We start from the raw sequence: 17,273 nt of genomic DNA, 5'->3' as shown, positions 1-17,273 counted from the left end.
ATCATTGTTAATGATTTAGAGTTCTTTCATTGACTTGCTTTTCAGGGCCAGAAGTGCAGTTACGGTAAAGCCGAGGGAGCATATGAACAGCAGTACGGAGGAGCCGAGTCCCTGCAGGACGGCGCCGGCCAGTACGGAGGCGAGCGGAGTCATGCCCTGGGATCCCATGCTCATGATACTGTTGACCTTGCTCAGCTTGTCCCGGTCCACAATACGCATCATGGTGGTTGAAATAGGAACGTTGATCCAGGCGATCATCACGCCCAGTACCAGGCAGCCGGCAGAGAAGGCGATCAGGAATACGTTGATGGCATTACCACGGTCGACCGTCAGCCAGTAAATCAACGCGGAGGAGAGCATCAGCGCCGCGATCACACAGAGACAGACCGCAACGGTATGGCCGCATTTCTCCGTCGGTTTCCGGGTGCTGAGAATGGCAGCTCCGGCCAGAGAACCGATGCCGATGCATACGTTGATCACGGAGGACCAGAGTTCGGGCGTCAGGATCTTATCCAGCAGATAGGATCCGGCTCCGGCAATGTCTGTCCGGACAAAGTAAGGGATGAAGTTGCTTCCCAGGGGGGAAAAGAAGAAGTTGATGAACAGCAGGGAGCCCAGCAGCGCCAGGACGGATTTTTTAGTCTTCAGGTAGTTCAGGCCGTCCCGCATATCATTGAGGGCAACCCGCAGGGTCAGCTGACCTTTGGACGGAGTGTGCTCATAGCGGATCTGGGTTTCAGAGATGCCGGAAGCTATGAAACAGGCGCCGATGATGAAGAAGAGGGTATGGATCGGCAGGGCGGCATACAGGATGCCGGCCAGCATAACGCCTACAATGCCGTTCAGGGAGTGCTTGATGGAAAAATAGGAGTTGGCCTGCTGCAGCTTCTGCTCCTCCACGATGTGGGGCAGCAGGACGCCGGCTGCCGGGTTGAAGACACCGCTGATGATGCTGCCCAGGATGCCCAGCACAAACAGGATCACGATTTGGGTATTTGCTTCCGGGAAGAGGAGCATCAGTGCGGTGGCGAGGATGATGATGGTGCCCTTCAGGAAGTCGCAGATATACATAATCTTTGCGATGTTGAAACGGTCGCCCAGCACGCCGCCCACCGGGGTGAAGAGGAGCAGGGTGACGCCGTTCAGCGCCAGGTACAGGCCCTGCAGGAAGGCGTTGTTGTTGCTGATCTGCAGGATGTAAAAGCCGACGGCGAAGCTGTAAAGCAGCGCGCCGATTTCCGATACCAGTGCGCCGAAGAAAACCAGCCGGAAGTTCCGGTTAAAAAACACATTGTCTTTTTTTGCGGGATTACTGTTCAAGGTTCAGGATCTCCTTCCATTGCTGTGTAAAGAACGGATCGTCCAGCAGGTTCAGCATGTGTTCAATGCTTTCGGCTGCCGTGGGGCCCAGTGTATCAAAAGCGTTGGTGTATTCTGCGTGTTCAATGAACCGCATGGATTTAAGGCTGTATTCGGGAGCGGAATCGAAAAGGTTCGTCAGCCTCGCGGCTTCCCGCAGGGCGTCCCGGGCTTCTTCCATCAGTCCCTTCTTCCAGCTGACATAAGCCAGGAGGAGCAGCACCTCGGCATGGGTTTTGGTCATGTAGCCCGGCTGATCATCCACTCTCAGTTCGGATATAAGATTATTGCAGCAGGTGACGATGTTCAGCGCGGAATCCCAGTCTCCGCGGGAGCAGTAAACAAAAACAAAACCGATTGTCGCGCAAAGCATGTGCGACATACCGAGTATAAGCGCTTCCGACAGATACTGAACCGCTTCTTCCGTCTGGTTCATGAATACCGCCATCGTGGAGCCGATCTCATAGCTGAAATGGCTCAGCACGTTGTGCTGCTTCAGGAGTTCCACCCCTTTTTCCTTTTCATCGAGCTCGTAATAGGCGATGGACATATTGTGGATGATATTGGCTTCGCTGATGCGGGGATTGTCATTCTGGGGAAGCAGCACCCTTGCCTGTTCATCCAGTTCCAGCGCACGGCGGATGAACCGGGAATCCTTGCTGTTGGCGCCGTACGTCAGGAAAAGATCGGCACAGGCAAAGACAACCTTGAAGGAATGCGGATATTTCGCCAGCGCTTTTTCCGCTTCGACGATGCCTGCCGGATCCAGTGTCCTGCTGTATGTGTACAGCCGGCTGACGATGGAATCCAGGCGGTTGTCATTGATTCGGTAGCCCAGCAGTACGTCTACCGAGGTATCGAAGAAGTCCGCCATCTCCACAATCAGGTCCAGCTCCGGCACAGACAGTCCGGATTCCCATTTATATACGGCGCCGACTGTCACCCCAAGCACAGTGGCCAGCTGCTCCTGGGTCATTTTTCGCTCTTTCCGGAAAGAACGGATGTTTTCTGACAGCGTCAGTTTCATGTGTGTGTTCCCTCCTTCTCATTTCACACTGACAGTATAAAGAAGTTTCTACCAAATGTGAAGATACTGGCGATACTGGTGGAAGAAATATTTTTATACTGACAGTATGGAAAGACTCTGGCGAGTCAATGAAATATTGGCCTGCGGCCAAAGTGAAATAAATCCGCTCACGCGGATTTGTGAAATATTTGACTTCGTCAAATGTGAAATATCCGGGCTGAATGCCCGGATATGAAAGGAACTGAAACCAGGTTATTAATCAGAGACGGAGTATATAATCACGTTTGCCGCAGGCAAACATATCATGTGCGAAGCACATATCATATTGGACGTGAGTCCAATATATCATTTGCACGCAGTGCAAATATCATTCCTGAGTGTATCCTTCAGATACACTCAGGACCGCTTCCGGAATGGACGCGACTGTATCCCCTGCCGTCATACTGATCGACCCGTATATTCTTTGTGCGGCTTCTCCCGCTTTGCCGTTGATCCATGCGGCAGCCGCGGTGCCGAGGAGCGGATCTGCCGAGTAGCCCAGGATGGCTGCCAGGATGCCGCTCAGCACGTCGCCGCTGCCGGCTGTGGCCATGCCCGCACACCCGGTATCCGTGAGGTATGTGGTTTCCCCGTCCGTGATGACGGTGGCGGGGCCTTTCAGCAGCAGGATGACCTTGTTTTCCTTTGCGTATTTTTCCGCCACGGCAATGGGACTGTTCAGGATTTCCTCCGTGGAAAGCCCTGTCAGCCGGGAGAATTCCTTGATATGCGGCGTCAGGACCAGGGTACAGGCGGCATTCCGGATCCGGTTTTTATCCATCCGGGACAGCAGGGTCAGCCCGTCCGCGTCCACAACCAGCCGGCCGGTATAATGCTCCAGCAGGTATTCCAGCGCTTTTCCGGCGCCTTCCCCTGTGCCGATACCCATGCCGAAGGCAACGGTTTTCACATTGGAAACAAGTTCCGCAATTTCTTTTTCCGTGAAGACCATTTCATTTCCGTCGTCGCTCAGCGGATACATGGTGCTTTCCAGTACCGCGGGAGCCACCGTGGTGAAGATCACGTCCGGAACGGCCAGCTTTACCACGCCTGCTCCGGCCCGCATGGCGGCATTGGCCATACCGGCCAGCCGGATGGCGCCGCTGTATCGTTTGGATCCGCCGATGAGGGCAGTGTATCCGTAGGTGCCCTTGTTGGAATGATTCTTCCGGGGTTGGAAAAGCTCCGCCAGGTCGGAGGATTCAATCAGCGCGTAAGTCCTGTCCACAGGTTCGATCCCGATGTCGCAGTTGATTTTGGCCTTCATCACATCCTTGGCCATGTTCAGGAAATGCCCGGGCTGGAAACTGCCTACGGAAACCGTCAGGTCGGAATGGACGCAGGTTTCCGCCATGCCGCTGTCACCGTTCAGACCGCTGTTGATATCCACCGCGATCACACAGGCGCTGCTCCGGTTGACTGCTTCGATGGCTTCCCGGGCCGGATCCCGGACTTCGCCCCGGAAACCGGTGCCGAAGAGGCAGTCCACAATGGTGCCGTATTCCGACAGGTTCAGGGAAGAGTCCCAGGTCAGGGAAGGGATGCCGGCTTCTTTGCACAGGCTGTAATAATATGCACCGTCTTCGGAAAACTTTTCGGAAAGCAGGATCAGGTCACAGGCGATTTCTGCGTCATGCAGCAGCTTCGCGATGACGTATCCGTCTCCCGCGTTGTTGCCGCTGCCGCAGAGGATGGCCACCGGCGGCTTCCAGTTCACGCTGTCAAAGATGGCCCGGCCGGCACGGAACATCAGCTCCCGGCCCGGGGTTCCGGCGGCGATGGTTGCCGCGTCGCTTTTCCGCATGTTCTCCACAGACAGGATCCTGATCATGATACCGTCCTCTTTTCGTTCAAGGCTTTGATTGAAGGTTTGCTCAGAACAGGTTCCGGATGATTTGTTCCGCGCATTCCTCAGGGGAATGGATGCTGGTATCCACGCGCAGGCTGTACCGGATATCCGGCGCCATCAGCGCGGCCTGCTCGTCGGACTGGCTTTCATACCGGTCTCCCCGGGCAATGTTGCGCTCCCGGCAGATTTCCGGCGGGCAGTAGACTTCCACCACGTCCAGGGGATTGTCTTTCAGGATGCTGAGCAGCCGTTCATAATGCGGTGCGACGCCTTCCCGCTCCACCAGGATACCGTCGATCAGCACATTCTTGCCCATATCCGAAAACAGCTTCGCCGTATGGTACATCATAATGATCACTTCGCCGAGATACTTCCAGTAATTCTCCCGGAGATAGTCTTCCCCGATCATTTCCTGGAACAGATCGTTGGCTACCACATAGAAGAATACGTCCTTCCGGGCCTGCAGCGCTTCCACAATGGAGGTTTTCCCCGAGCTGGTCACGCCGTTTAAAAAGAGGATGCGTCCCTTTTCCATCTGTCGTCCGGTCTCCTTCATATTGTTCAGTGGTCATTGGTTAACAGAAATTATATCATTAACAGAGACGGTTTGCCAGAAATGTGGTATACTGATTCCAGAGAGAGAAAAAGTATGTGTCAGGACGGCGAAACCGCCGGAGCATTCATAGAAGAAAGGAGGCTGTTGACCGTGAGTGAACTGAAGAGAGATCAGCTGGCGAAGGAATACACGGACGTGATTCCTCCGGATCCCGAAGAGGGAGAATGGCCCGATCCGTATGAGCAGACTTACAGGGACGGCAGCGCAAAGAATGAGTGCGGGCCCGACGGGGACTGACATACGGTTCTGACGACATGACACAAGCATAGAGACAGCCCGGCGCTGGTTTGCAGCGCCGGGCTTTATGGTTTTATTGATGGGATTTCCGGATCAGGCGGAGCGGAATATCAGCCTGCCACGGACCGTCAACTGATCCGTTATAAGTATGGATTTCCGCGTGCAGTTTCTGTGCTTCGGTCGGCTCTGTATCAACCGCGAAGATCCATTCACGCCAATACTCTTTCCTGCCGTTCTTAAGACTCTCATTCCAGAGTATTTCACTGATCCCGTTGGGCAGCTTATCCGGATCTGTGTACCGGGCCCTGGAGGTAAAGATTTTGTCTGCTGCTGCGTCGTACATGTTGATCCAGTAGCCTGTATCGTGATCGGGATTGACAGGATGGTATCCCTTGCTAAACATATGGATCTGTACATGCAGCTGACCGTCCACCATTCCGATCCCTGACAGGGCGACGTCTTCGGTCAGGGGGATTTCCAGAGCGCTGTGGTTGTCCAGTACGCGCATTCCCTCCGGGATGTCTGTTTCCTGGCCATTGGCGTAGCAAAGGAACGCCAGGTCTTCCTCTGGCAGGGAATCAGGATCGGAGCTGCCTGCCGGGCCGGACTGGCGTATTTCATCCGGCCTGGCATTCCTTAAGGCGCTGGCATTTTCCGGAACGGGCATGGTCTTTGCCCCGGCTGCGTATTGCCGATACAGCGGCAGCAGGTCTATAAACTGTATTTGATCAGGAATGAGACTGTCTACGGAAAACGTCAGCGTTTTGTGTTCCTGCAGGTTGTCGTCAAACCTTATTCTCCAGCCGAAAACCATGGTTTTGTTGTCCGGCTGATACAGGGGTTCGGCGGTCTGGGAGAAGGAAGTATTGATACTGCCGGACTGTGCGGACACGTCGGCTGTTGTGTTCCGGGTAATCCGATCTCCTTCCAGATCCTGCATGGAAAAAGTCACATATACCTGGGAACCTTCGTTTACGGCGCTGATGACTTCCATCCGGATTCCTTTGTTTTCACAGCTCATGTCTACCGGCATCAGCTTCATTGCTGCTTCCGGCCAGATTCCGTACAGCCAGGTGTTAAAGTCTTCATTGACGGCTCCCGCCACAGCGGTGGCAATGCTGACAAGCAGCAGGATCATCGCGAGGATAAACGCGAAGGATATTTTCTTTTTCATAACCGGTTGTTCCGTCCTTTCCTGGTTCATGATCCGCTGCGCCAGGAAGGGATTGCCCTGCATGGATTCAAGGCCGGTATCAATGGCATGCTGCACGAATGCTTTATCTCTCTGCTCACTCATTGAAATACACCTCCTTCAGCGCGGTGCGCAGCTTCTCCTTTGCTCTTTTCAATCGTTCTGAGGCCGAAGAGATTCCGATTCCCAGGACATCGGCGACCTCTTCGATCTTCATGTTCTGATAATAGTAGAGCAGCACGGCTTCCCGGAGTTTCACGGGCAGGCGGGCAATCTCCATATTCACGGCCACCGCGTCCTCCGAAAAGCTTTCGGAAGGTTCTGCCAGCTGGTCCAGTGTGACCGTGCGGCTGATATGCTTCAGCCAGGCTCCCCGCTGCATATCCCTGCAGGTGTTGATGGCGATCCGCATCAGCCAGGTTTTGGGATCGCAATCCCCGCGGAATGACGGTAATGCCCGGTAGGCTTTCACAAAGGTCTCCTGTACCGCGTCTTCTGCCAGTCCCGAATCGTGAAGGTTCAGGTAACACATGCGCAGCAGGGATGTCTGATGGGCATTGACCAGTTCCGTGAAGGTCTGTTCCAGGACAGGATCAGGCGCCTTGATCCTCTGCATCTGCTGCTCACCCCTTTCACTTATTGGACGGAAGGACCCGGGGATTATTTCGGGTGGTACCGGTTTTTTTTTCGGGATTCTGTTTTCTGCATGAAAAACCTGTCAGGGATTCATTATATTCAATGAATAAAAGAAAAACAATCCGCCAGGAGAACCGGCGGATTGCGGTAAACGATGACAGGAATCAGGCAGCGGGCTTCGCCACGACAAAGGGCTGGACGTAGGGCTCGTCCTTGGCAGCGCAGGGGCCTTCCCGCCACATGTCAAAGAAACGGCCGAAGGGGAAGATATAGAATCCGTCCTGGCAGTGGTCGGTGATGTCATAGGGATCCGCCAGGATCAGCACGTCGTCATAGGGATCCTCTGTGCCGCAGCCGTCCAGGCCGACGATGACCTGCCAGTGGCCGGCCCAGTCCTCCCAGTCCACCATGACCGGGATTCCTGCATCCAGCTGCCCTGTCAGGTAGGCCCGCCAGGTTTCGATGTCCTCAAAGCGGTATTCCGTGTCCGCATGGTAATCCACGTCCCAGCCGAGGCCGGTAAAGAACTCCGCCATGCCTTCCACGGTGGTGCCTTTTTCCGGGTCGGTCTTCATGGCTTCAGCCAGCGCCATTTCGTCATAGGTTTCCTCGCCGAAACGGTACAGGACCATCAGGGCGGAGGCGGCGCCGCAGGTATATTCCGTGGTCTGCTGGTAGGTCCGGAACTGGGGCAGGATCCGCAGGTCGTCCTCCGGCTCCAGCCAGAAATAATCCACGATCGTGTAATAGCGGGAATCCGTATGATCCAGGGCGCCGTTATACGCGTCCGCGCCTTCGTCGTCCTGTGCGGTGGGATATCCGCCCGGGGGCAGGATCGTCCTGTTTTCCGCGGAAGAGGAGAAAACGGCGCATGTCACACACAGCACCAGGATCAGGAAAAACAAAAAGGTTCTTTTCAAATCAATCACCTCCGTATTCAGTTGAGAAAAGGAATGCCGACAGGGATATTATAGAATAGAACAAAACAGATGAAAATACATATTTGCGGTTTTTACAAATTCTTTTCTTCCCTTTGTTCAGCTTTCCGGCGATGTATGGTATACTTGCCCGGATAAAGCAATATTGGAACAGAACACTGTAAAGGGAAAAGGGAACATGAGTCAGAAAGAAACGAAGAAAAAAAAGATCGGGCAGATCCTGATACCGGTATGCTTTGTGCTGATTGGCGCGGCATGCGGCATACTGTTTATGAAGTTCCTGGACGGACCGGAAACGGCGGGAGCGTCACGCGGGGACAAGATCCTGAAAATCCTGGTAGCGCTTGTTTCCATGTGCGCGGCGCTGATCCTGCAGATTATTATCCATGAGGCGGGTCATCTGGTGTTCGGCCTGCTGACCGGATACAGGTTTATTTCCTTCCGCGTTTCCAGTTTTATGTGGATGAAGGACGACGACCGGATCCGGTTCAAGCGGATGTCTATTGCCGGAACCGGCGGACAGTGCCTGATGGCGCCGCCGGACCTGAAAGACGGGAAAATGCCCGTGCAGCTGTACAACTATGGCGGAGCCATCATGAACCTGATTGCTTCGGCGATATCCGGCGGACTCGTTCTGCTGTGTCCGGCCGGTTCGCTCTTTCGGCCGTTCCTGCTGATGATGCTGGTGACGGGCATTGCTTACGCGCTGATGAACGGCCTACCGCTCAGGATGAGCCTGGCGAACAATGACGGCCGCAACGCATGGGATCTTGCCCGGAGCCCGGAGGCTGTACGGGCTTTCTGGACGACGATGAAAATGAATGAGCTTTCAGCCCGGGGCGTCTGCCTCAGGGATATGCCGGAAGAATGGTTTGCAGTTCCCGATGAAGAGGGGATGAAGAACGGCATCACCTCTTCCCTTGGCGCGGTTGCCTGCAGCCGCCTGATGGAACAGGGCAGGTTTGAGGAGGCTGACGCCCTGATGGAGCGCCTGCTTTCACAGAATAACGGCATTCCGGGTGTGCTCCGGAAGATGCTGGTCTGCGACCGGCTCTATGTGGAACTGATCAGGGAAAACCGGCCTGAAGCGTTGGAGGCCCTGCGGACGAAGGACCAGTTAAAGTTCATGAAGTCCATGAAAAAGTATCCCTCTGTGCTCCGCACGGAGTATGCTTATGCCCTGCTGGCGGAAAAAGATCCGGAGAAGGCACAGACAGTCATGGAAGCATTTGAAAAAGCCGCCCGCACATATCCGAATCCCAATGATATTACCATTGAGCGTGAATTGATGGAGACTGCCCGGGAGGCAGCCGCTGTATAACAAGGAAAGGATTCCCATGGAACAGGAAAAGAAGTATTCATTCCATCAGAACCTGGCCTACTGTGTCCGGTCCACCAGGAAGGGCTGTCCGAAGCTGCTGTTTTTCTGCCTGCTGGTCATCCTGGTCAACTGCCTGGTGCCGGTGGTCACCGCCTTCCTGCCGAAGGTGGTGATAGAACAGATCACGGACGGAAAGCCGCTGCGGCAGCTGCTCCTTGTCACAGCCTGTCTGACCGGTGCGCTGGCCCTGCTGGGCGGCCTGCAGAAGTACATGAACCAGCTGATCTACTGGAACAAGTTCACAATGAACACCTTCTTCCTGCGGCTGATCACCCGCAAAGGCCTGACCACCGATTACAGGAACCAGGAGAACGAGCATTTCCGGAAGCTGCAGAGCGAGAGCTTCGGCAGCTGCAATGGCAACTTTTCCTATTACGCCCAGACCTATGACGCCGTCGTGCTGTTCTTTTCCAACCTGCTGGGCTTCCTGGCGTTTGCCGGCATCCTGTTTACCCTGCATCCCCTGCTGATCCTTTTCCTCTGCCTGACCACGCTGGTCAGCTTTTTCCTGAACCGGCGGATCAACAAATGGATCGAGGGAACGGTGGGCGAAAAGTCCGGTTATGAGCAGCGGCTGCGGTACGTTACGGAAGCGTCGGATGACCTCCGGGCCGCAAAGGATATCCGGCTTTACCGGATGGTGGACTGGCTGAACGGCATTTATGATAAAAACCTGAAAGGCCTGCTGGGCTGGTACCGGAGCTATACGGCGAAGCTCTTTGGCGTGTCCGCGGCGGACAGCGCCCTGGGTTTCCTCCGGGAGGCAGTTACCTACGCCTTCCTGCTGTACCTGGCGCTGGAGGGGAAAATCTCCGTAGCGGAGTTTGTGCTGTATTTCAATGTAGTGGCGGGATTCTCCGCCTGGCTGGGCAGCCTGCTGGGCCAAATCACGGATCTGCAGCGGCTGAACCAGGCCATGAACCGCTTCCGCTCCTACCTGGAATACCCGGAAACCTACCGGCGGGAGGGAGGAAAGCCGGTCGGCAGCCTGGATTCTCCGGAAAGGATTGAACTGAAGGACGTCAGCTTCCGCTATGACGCGGAAGGGGAAGACGTGATCCATCACTTCAGCCTGGCGCTGGAGCCGGGAGAGCACCTGGCGGTGGTCGGCCTCAACGGTGCCGGCAAAACCACGCTGGTGAAGCTGCTCTGCGGCCTGACGGAACCAACGGAGGGAACGGTCACCTATAACGGAACCGATATCCGTGAATATAACCGGGAAGAATACTACCGCCTTTTCGGCGCGGTATTCCAGGATTATTCCCTGCTGCCGGTCACGATTGAGGAGATCGTGGCGGAGGAGGAAGAGCTGAATGTAGATCACGAACGGGTGGAAACCTGCCTGAAGCAGGCGGGTCTGTGGGAGAAGGTGTCTTCCCTGCCCGAAGGCGTGAAGAGCAAATACAACCGGGCTTTCTGGGACGACGGCATCAACCTGTCCGGCGGCGAAACCCAGAAGCTGCTGCTGGCCCGGGCTTTGTACAGGAACGCTCCGGTGATTGTGCTGGACGAACCGACGGCGGCGCTGGATCCGGTATCTGAAAACCGCCTGTATGAAACCTATGATGAGGTCATGCAGGGAAAAACCACCATCTTTATTTCCCACCGCCTGGCTTCCACCCGCTTCTGCCACCGCATTGTGCTGATCGATCACGGGCAGATCGCGGAAGAGGGGACGCATGAGGAACTGCTCGCGAAAAAGGGCAGTTACTATGAGCTTTTCGAGACACAGGCAAAATATTACCGTGAGAACCCGGAAGGGGAGGTGGATCACGATGAAGCTTAAGAATCGGATCGCCATTACCCGCCGGGGATACCGGATGCTGGGGAAATACTGTCCCGGGCTGATCCGGGGCAAGGTGATTATCGCGGTACTGGAAGCCCTGGCGCCGCTGGTGACCGTCTGGTTCTCGGCCAGGATTATCAATGAAATCGAGGGAAACCGGGATACCGGTACCCTGATCCTGCTGGTGCTGCTGGCGGTGGGTATCAACTTTGCCTTCTCCCTGATCCGGAACGCCATGAGCCGGGTCGTCAGCGAGAAGGAATCCAAAATGTGGAACTCCTTTACAAAGATCTTTTCCGATAAGCAGATGAACATGCGCTACGCGGACCTGGAGGACCAGGAGATCCAGAAGCAGCGGCAGAAGGTGCAGGAAAACCTGTTCATGTTCGGCAACGGCCTGGGCCAGCTGGTCTGGGACACCCCGTCCCTGGTGAAGGTGATTGTCGGTATCGCGGCCTCCGTGGCGCTGACCGCCTCCCTCTTTACCGCCGGAACAGGGAATATCCTGCTGGATTCCCGGCTCTGGATTATCGCCGCCGCGGGGCTCATGATCCTGTCCGGTCTGATCAATTCACGCCTCCGGAAGAAGGAGGATGAATTCTTTAAGCGCTGGACCGACGGCACCGTCTGGTTCAACCGGGCTTTCATGTTCTACGGCCATGCCCTGTACGCGGAAACTACCCGGGCAAAGGACGTGCGGCTGTACCGCCAGGACCGGATTGCCGACCGGGAAATGCGGAAAATGAATGAGATGAACCTGAATGACAGGGAAACGGGCAGAATGAGCGCCTGCGAGGGCGGGATGGAACTGATCCGGGGGATCTGCAACGCGCTGTGCTACCTGTACGTCGTTGCCAAGGCAAGCCTGGGCGCTTTCGCGGTGGGCAGCGTGGTTCAGTATGTGGGCGCCCTGATGGAGCTGGTGAAGAGTTTCAGCGACCTGTTCTTCATTCTTTCCGAAAACCGGGTTTATACGGGACACCTGGAGAAGCTGTTTGAGTACCTGGATCTTCCGGACGCTAAACATCAGGGCGGCCTGCCGGTCAGCGGAACGGAGCATACCATTGAGTTCCGGAATGTTTTCTTCCGGTATCCCGGCAGTGAGACGGACGTGCTGCAAAATGTGAACTTCACCCTGCGCGCGGGCCGGAAGCAGGCCCTGGTGGGGGCAAACGGCGCGGGCAAGACCACCTTTGTGAAGCTGCTCTGCCGCCTCTATGATCCGACGGAAGGACAGATCCTGCTGGACGGCAGGGACATCCGGGAATACGACTATGATGACTATATGAAGCTGTTTTCCTTCGTCTTCCAGGATTTTAAACTCTTCGCCTTCTCCCTGGGAGAAAACATCGCGGCCGGTGAAAACTATGACGCGGCAAAGGCGGAGGAATGTATCCGGAAAGCAGCTTTGTACGACCGGTACCGGGAAATGCCGGACGGCCTGGAGACCTGTCTCTACCGGGATCTGTCGGAAAAGGGCGTGGAAATCTCCGGCGGCGAGGCGCAGAAAATCGCGCTGGCCCGGGCACTGTACAAAGGGTCTCCGGTTATCGTGCTGGATGAGCCCACCGCCGCCCTGGATCCCATTGCCGAAGCCCAGGTCTACGCCGGCTTCAGCAGTATGGTGGAGGATCGGACGGCGGTGTATATCAGCCACCGGCTTTCCTCCTGCCAGTTCTGTGATGAGATTACCGTGTTTGACAAAGGCCGGATCGTCCAGCAGGGAACCCACGCGGAATTGCTGGAGAACCCGGCGGGCAAATACCGGGAACTCTGGGACGCCCAGGCACAGTACTATATTGAACAGTAAAATCAAGCCCCGCATCGTTGGTTGATGCGGGGCTTTCATTATATCTGTTAAGCGTTCAATATCACGCTGAACGCTGTTCCTTTTCCTTCGCTGCTTTCCACGCTGATCCGGCCCTTGTGCGTTTCCACAATGTTCCGGGCGATGGCAAGCCCCAGTCCGTGGCCGCCGGTCTCCCTGCCGTGAGCGGGATCCGCCCGCCAGAAGCGGTCAAAGATCTTTTCCTGATCCTCCGGGGCAATGGGATCGCCTGTGTTAAACACCCGCAGTTCCCGCTGCTTTCCCCTGGCTTTCAGGCTTACTTCAATCCGTCCGCCTTCGTTGGAATATTTCAGGGCGTTGGAAAGCAGAATCACGGTCAGCTGCTGGATCATTTCCTCGTTTCCGGTGCATTCAATACCCTCCGGAATATCCGTTTCCAGCGTTTTGCCGGCTTCATAGACCGTGCTTTCGAAAGGCAGTACCACGTTCAGCACCGCATGGCTGAGATCGAAGGGCTTCATCTCTGCTGTCCCTTCCTTCCGGTCCAGTCGGGCCAGGGTCAGCAGGTTGTTGACCAGGGCGTCCGTGCGCCGGATCTCAGAACGGATATATCCCAGGTTTTCATTTTCCCCGATCTCCTGTTCCAGTACCTCGGCGTTGGCAGAGATGACGGCCAGTGGCGTTTTCAGTTCATGGCTGGCGTCGGAGACAAACTGTTTCTGCCGGGTGAAGGCTTCCTCCACCGGCTGTACCATCCGCCGGATCAGCAGTGCAGCCAGCAAGGAAAGCAGGACGCAGGCTGCCGCCGCGATCAGGATGGTTGAACGGAGCACGTTGGAGGCGGACAGGTAATCCAGCCGTGCGTCCAGTACGACCAGCATAGTCTGTCCGTTCTGTTCTGTTTTCCGGTAGAATTGGGTGCCGATCCGGCCGCTTTCTTTTCCTTCCGCCAGGATACTTTCCGCCATGACGGATACCTGCTCGTCGGAATACAGATCCGTCCGGTCCGAAGTCCAGGAGGCGACGGATCCGTCTGCGCTCAGGGAAATGGTATAGGAATTGCTCAGCCCGGCGGCATCGGCTTCGGTACCGCTGCGGAGGGCGGGCGGCTCACCCCGGAAGTCTTTTTTGCCCCGGTTCATCCGTGCGCCGCGGCCCGGGTCGTTCTCATCCGGCTTCATTGCGGGCATATCTTCCCGCCGTCCGGTGTCCGCCGGACGGGAACCGCTGTTTTCCGCCAGCATGGAGAGCGTCGCTTCCGCCTGGGCGGCGATACTGTGTTCATTGGCCAGGTGAATGGCCAGCACGATACCGGCGGAGACCAGGATCAGCACAGCGACCACCATCAGGGTCATGCGCCGGCGCAGTCGTCTGATCATGCTTCCTCCTCCAGGGTGTAACCCAGTCCCCGGGCAGCCCGTATCTTCATCCGGGAACCAATGAAGCCCATTTTTTTCCGCAGGAAGGAAATATATACTTCCAGCGTGTTGTATTCAGCGTCGCTTTCCAGGCCCCAGACCCGTTCGAAAAGGGTTTCCTTTGTCAGGATCTGTGCCGGATTCCGGAGGAGGATTTCCATGAGCTGGTATTCTTTCGCACCGAGCCGGACTTCCTGCGCGTTTTCCGTGTTACGGAGCTTTGCGCTTTTCTGCTCCAGCTCAATATCCCCGAAACACAGGTTCATCACCGGTGTGCTGTCTCCCCGGCGGGTGATGGCACGCAGGCAGCTGACCAGCTCTGCGGATTCAAAGGGTTTGGGCAGATAGTAGTCCGCGCCGCTGTCCAGGCCGGTCAGCCGGTCTTCCAGCGCGGCACGGGCGGTCAGCATCAGCACGGGGGTGGCAATCTTTTCCTTCCGCATTTCGCGCAGCACGGAAAAACCGTCTAGGCCCGGGAGCATGACGTCCAGGATGACGGCGTCATAGCCGCCGCCCAGAGCCCAGTCCAGGCCGTCGGTTCCGTTATAGACCGGATCAACGGTGATCCGCTCCTTCTCCAGCAGCTTGCAGACCGCCGCGGAAAGCTTCCGGTCATCCTCTACCAGCAAAACGCGCATATTTTATTTCCTCCGTGCTTCGATGATATCACAGCCATGCCTGAAACGGCAACAAGGGACTCCCGGATAATCCGGGAGTCCGGTGAAAGGAATGGATCAGGTTCCGGCAGCTCCTGCTTCAGGTGCTTCAGGCATGGAGAAGCGGGCGGCATACTGGTCGTACTGCTCCTGGGTAATCACGCCGTTGTCCAGCATTTCTTTCAGCAGCTGCTCTTCCGGATTGCCTTCCGGAGCGGCCTCTGCGGGGGCTTCGGCGCTTTCCGCGGGTGCGGCGGTGCCGGTCTGGGCTTGTGTGAGCTGTTCCTTCACATGGGTCAGGATCGCATCGGAAACTTCCTGGGTGATGACGCCGTCGGTCACCAGCTGGGTCAGCCACTGCTCAAGCTTCTCGGTCCGGGCTGCAGTATTTTCGCCGCGGAATCCTTTCCGGCTGATCTTACCGGGCAGCTGTTGCTGGTTGTTCTGGTCAGGAATCTGCTGCTGGCCATTCTGGCCGCTCTGATCAGGCATCTGCGGGGGCTGGGCATTCTGTCCGTTCTGGTTTGGCATCTGGGGCATCTGGCTGTTCCGGTTATTCTGTCCGGGCATCTGTCCTTTTCCGCCTCGTCCGCCCCGGGCGGTCTGCATAGTTGCGGATGTGGTCTGGTCCACGGTATTGTTTTCCGCCAGCGCCGGGAGGGCGATGGCACTGATGACCAGGGCAAGGGCCATCAGCAGTGCAAGTGTCTTCTTCATGATCATATACCTCCGTTCATTGATTGCTGTTTTCTTCGGGTTTTTGGCCGGGTGGTTTCTCCCGGCACCTCATATTCTGCACGGGAACCTTAAAGAAACCTTGAAGACAAAATTTTTTTACGTTGTCTGTTCGGAAAATATGATATGATGAACTGAAATTTTTTTGAAAAAGTTTGTAACGGTTGATCCGGTACTGCGACAAACAGGATGAAAGCGGCTTTCAGTACTGCGGAAGGGAGGTGAGCACTACGGCGGACCTGGATGAGATTTATCAGCAATACAGCGGCACAGTGACTGCCTACCTGACACGGCTGAGCGGCAGCGCGGAGCTGGCGGAAGAACTGATGCAGGAGACCTTTTACCGCGCGGTCAAAAACATCGATCGTTTCGACGGAAGAAGCAGCGTCTATACCTGGCTGTGCGGGATCGCGAAGCACTTGTATTACGATTCGCTTCGCAGGCGGAAACCTACGGAACCGCTGCCGGAGGAAATCCCCGCGCCGTATGATTTCGCGGAGAACCTTGCGCAAAAGGACCAGGCGATGATCGCCCACCGGTACCTGCACAGCCTGGAGGAGCCTTACCGCGAGGTGTTTACCCTGCGCACTTTCTGTGATCTGTCCCATCCGCAGATTGCGGAGCTGTTCAAAAAGAGCGAGGCCTGGTCCCGGGTGACTTACTACCGGGCCCGGTGCATGCTGCAGGAAGCAATGAAGGAGAATCAACATGAAAAAGAATGAATGCAATGTGGTCCGTGACCTGATGCCCCTGGTGCTGGACCGGGTCGCCAGCGATGAAAGCCGGGCGCTGGTGGAGGAACATATGGGCTCCTGCGAGGAATGCAGGAAGCAGTATGAGGAAATGAAGGCGGATATGCCGGCAGAAACCCGGGCGGAATATGAAGCGGAACAGCGGGACATTGTCAGGACGCTCAAGCAGATGAAGCGGCAGAAGAAAATCCGCCGGATTCTGCGGGTGGTGCTGCCTGCTGTCATCAGCCTGGTGGTGCTGATCGGCGGCTTGATGCTGTACGGCTGGTTATGGCAGTGGGATACGGTTCCGCTGGAGAATGATTTATATCATCTGAACCTTGTCCAGATGAAGACTGGCAAAATAGAAGTAATCGCTGAAAGATTCGATTCAGTCAATTCATCAGTACTGTTTGAAGGAAGAACAGAAGACGGCAAGTATAACCTGTATCTCCGTTTCCGGGTTCCTCTGATTCACAGTACTGAGAAGAAACTGGAAAACCGGCGGAAGGGCAGTCTGATGTCTATTGAGATAGATCCGCAGATTGACGAGATTCGCCAGGGCAGTCCGGACAATTACAAGACAATCTGGAAAAAGGGTGATCCTATACCGGAAGCCTCCGAAGAGATGGAAGCGTATTACGCGTACGAGGAGGAGTGGTGGAAAACCGGTATGGAAGAGTCTTTGAAGGGCTGGAATCTGCCGGAAGACCAGGAAATAATGGAAGAATATGAAAGCAAAATGGAAGAAATGTATAACGCGGTCCCGGAATGGAAATAAGCCGGAATCACCCGGAAGCGCAGGGCAGGAGCCCTGCGCTTTTTCATGTTTATGAACTTTTTTTGCGGCGAATGAAGCATAAAGCAGGATTTCTGCGTCTTAA

The 17,273-nt window shown here is 55.7% G+C and carries 16 protein-coding genes; 6 read left to right on the top strand and 10 right to left on the bottom strand.

Going from position 1 to position 17,273, the window contains the following annotated elements; all coding sequences use genetic code 11:
• Nucleotides 1-15: 15 nt before the first annotated feature.
• The 4 genes from JYE49_RS11410 to JYE49_RS11395 form a co-directional block, all read right to left on the bottom strand.
• Entirely contained in the window at nucleotides 16-1,320 is a 1,305-nt protein-coding gene (locus tag JYE49_RS11410) for an MFS transporter (RefSeq protein WP_093957365.1), read from the bottom strand.
• Entirely contained in the window at nucleotides 1,310-2,386 is a 1,077-nt protein-coding gene (locus tag JYE49_RS11405; RefSeq protein ID WP_093957366.1) for a helix-turn-helix transcriptional regulator, read from the bottom strand. The genes JYE49_RS11410 and JYE49_RS11405 overlap by 11 nt, the downstream gene beginning before the upstream one ends.
• Before the next feature lie 367 nt (nucleotides 2,387-2,753).
• Entirely contained in the window at nucleotides 2,754-4,256 is a 1,503-nt protein-coding gene (locus JYE49_RS11400; RefSeq protein WP_093957367.1) for an NAD(P)H-hydrate dehydratase, read from the bottom strand.
• A 43-nt stretch (nucleotides 4,257-4,299) separates the two neighbouring features.
• Nucleotides 4,300-4,809 (bottom strand): phosphotransferase-like protein, encoded by a 510-nt coding sequence (locus JYE49_RS11395; RefSeq protein WP_093957368.1) that lies wholly within the window; start codon nucleotides 4,807-4,809, stop codon nucleotides 4,300-4,302.
• 171 nt (nucleotides 4,810-4,980) lie between these two features.
• Here JYE49_RS11395 and JYE49_RS11390 point away from each other — a divergent pair, with 171 nt between their 5' ends.
• Nucleotides 4,981-5,127, top strand: coding sequence for a hypothetical protein (locus JYE49_RS11390; protein ID WP_179217335.1), 147 nt, complete (start codon nucleotides 4,981-4,983; stop codon nucleotides 5,125-5,127).
• 73 nt (nucleotides 5,128-5,200) lie between these two features.
• On the opposite strand, the gene JYE49_RS11385 is transcribed toward JYE49_RS11390, so the two are convergent.
• The 3 genes from JYE49_RS11385 to JYE49_RS11375 form a co-directional block, all read right to left on the bottom strand.
• A complete protein-coding gene (locus JYE49_RS11385) occupies nucleotides 5,201-6,424 on the bottom strand; it encodes a DUF4179 domain-containing protein (RefSeq protein WP_093957370.1) in 1,224 nt (407 codons plus the stop codon).
• Nucleotides 6,417-6,935, bottom strand: a complete 519-nt coding sequence (locus tag JYE49_RS11380) for an RNA polymerase sigma factor (RefSeq protein ID WP_093957371.1) — start codon at nucleotides 6,933-6,935, stop codon at nucleotides 6,417-6,419. Before JYE49_RS11380 ends, JYE49_RS11385 begins: the two co-directional genes overlap by 8 nt.
• Nucleotides 6,936-7,119: 184 nt before the next feature.
• On the bottom strand, nucleotides 7,120-7,875 hold the full coding sequence (locus tag JYE49_RS11375; RefSeq protein ID WP_179217336.1) for a C39 family peptidase: 756 nt from the start codon (nucleotides 7,873-7,875) through the stop codon (nucleotides 7,120-7,122).
• Between the two features lie 196 nt (nucleotides 7,876-8,071).
• On the opposite strand from JYE49_RS11375, the gene JYE49_RS11370 reads away from it, so the two are divergent.
• The 3 genes from JYE49_RS11370 to JYE49_RS11360 are packed head-to-tail and all read left to right on the top strand — an operon-like array spanning nucleotide 8,072 to nucleotide 12,870.
• Nucleotides 8,072-9,214, top strand: a complete 1,143-nt coding sequence (locus JYE49_RS11370) for a hypothetical protein (RefSeq protein WP_093957373.1) — start codon at nucleotides 8,072-8,074, stop codon at nucleotides 9,212-9,214.
• A 16-nt stretch (nucleotides 9,215-9,230) separates the two neighbouring features.
• Nucleotides 9,231-11,060 (top strand): ABC transporter ATP-binding protein, encoded by a 1,830-nt coding sequence (locus JYE49_RS11365; protein ID WP_093957374.1) that lies wholly within the window; start codon nucleotides 9,231-9,233, stop codon nucleotides 11,058-11,060.
• The gene (locus tag JYE49_RS11360) at nucleotides 11,050-12,870 is read left to right on the top strand and encodes an ABC transporter ATP-binding protein (protein WP_093957375.1); all 1,821 of its coding nucleotides are present in this window, start codon (nucleotides 11,050-11,052) and stop codon (nucleotides 12,868-12,870) included. Before JYE49_RS11365 ends, JYE49_RS11360 begins: the two co-directional genes overlap by 11 nt.
• A gap of 47 nt (nucleotides 12,871-12,917) precedes the next feature.
• Here JYE49_RS11360 and JYE49_RS11355 read toward each other — a convergent pair whose 3' ends face one another.
• The 3 genes from JYE49_RS11355 to JYE49_RS11345 form a co-directional block, all read right to left on the bottom strand.
• Nucleotides 12,918-14,228 (bottom strand): sensor histidine kinase, encoded by a 1,311-nt coding sequence (locus JYE49_RS11355; protein WP_093957376.1) that lies wholly within the window; start codon nucleotides 14,226-14,228, stop codon nucleotides 12,918-12,920.
• A complete protein-coding gene (locus tag JYE49_RS11350) occupies nucleotides 14,225-14,905 on the bottom strand; it encodes a response regulator transcription factor (RefSeq protein WP_093957377.1) in 681 nt (226 codons plus the stop codon). The genes JYE49_RS11355 and JYE49_RS11350 overlap by 4 nt, the downstream gene beginning before the upstream one ends.
• Nucleotides 14,906-15,001: 96 nt before the next feature.
• Nucleotides 15,002-15,640, bottom strand: a complete 639-nt coding sequence (locus JYE49_RS11345) for an SHOCT domain-containing protein (RefSeq protein ID WP_093957378.1) — start codon at nucleotides 15,638-15,640, stop codon at nucleotides 15,002-15,004.
• Nucleotides 15,641-15,879: 239 nt separating this feature from the next.
• On the opposite strand from JYE49_RS11345, the gene JYE49_RS11340 reads away from it, so the two are divergent.
• Nucleotides 15,880-16,380, top strand: a complete 501-nt coding sequence (locus JYE49_RS11340; protein WP_179217337.1) for an RNA polymerase sigma factor — start codon at nucleotides 15,880-15,882, stop codon at nucleotides 16,378-16,380.
• The gene (locus JYE49_RS11335; RefSeq protein WP_093957380.1) at nucleotides 16,367-17,170 is read left to right on the top strand and encodes a zf-HC2 domain-containing protein; all 804 of its coding nucleotides are present in this window, start codon (nucleotides 16,367-16,369) and stop codon (nucleotides 17,168-17,170) included. The genes JYE49_RS11340 and JYE49_RS11335 overlap by 14 nt, the downstream gene beginning before the upstream one ends.
• Nucleotides 17,171-17,273 lie beyond the last annotated feature (103 nt).

Source organism: Aristaeella hokkaidonensis, from assembly GCF_018128945.1.
Lineage (GTDB): Bacteria > Bacillota > Clostridia > Christensenellales > Aristaeellaceae > Aristaeella > Aristaeella hokkaidonensis.
Note: the sequence above shows the minus strand (reverse complement) of the source record. Positions and strands in the feature narration are given on the sequence as shown.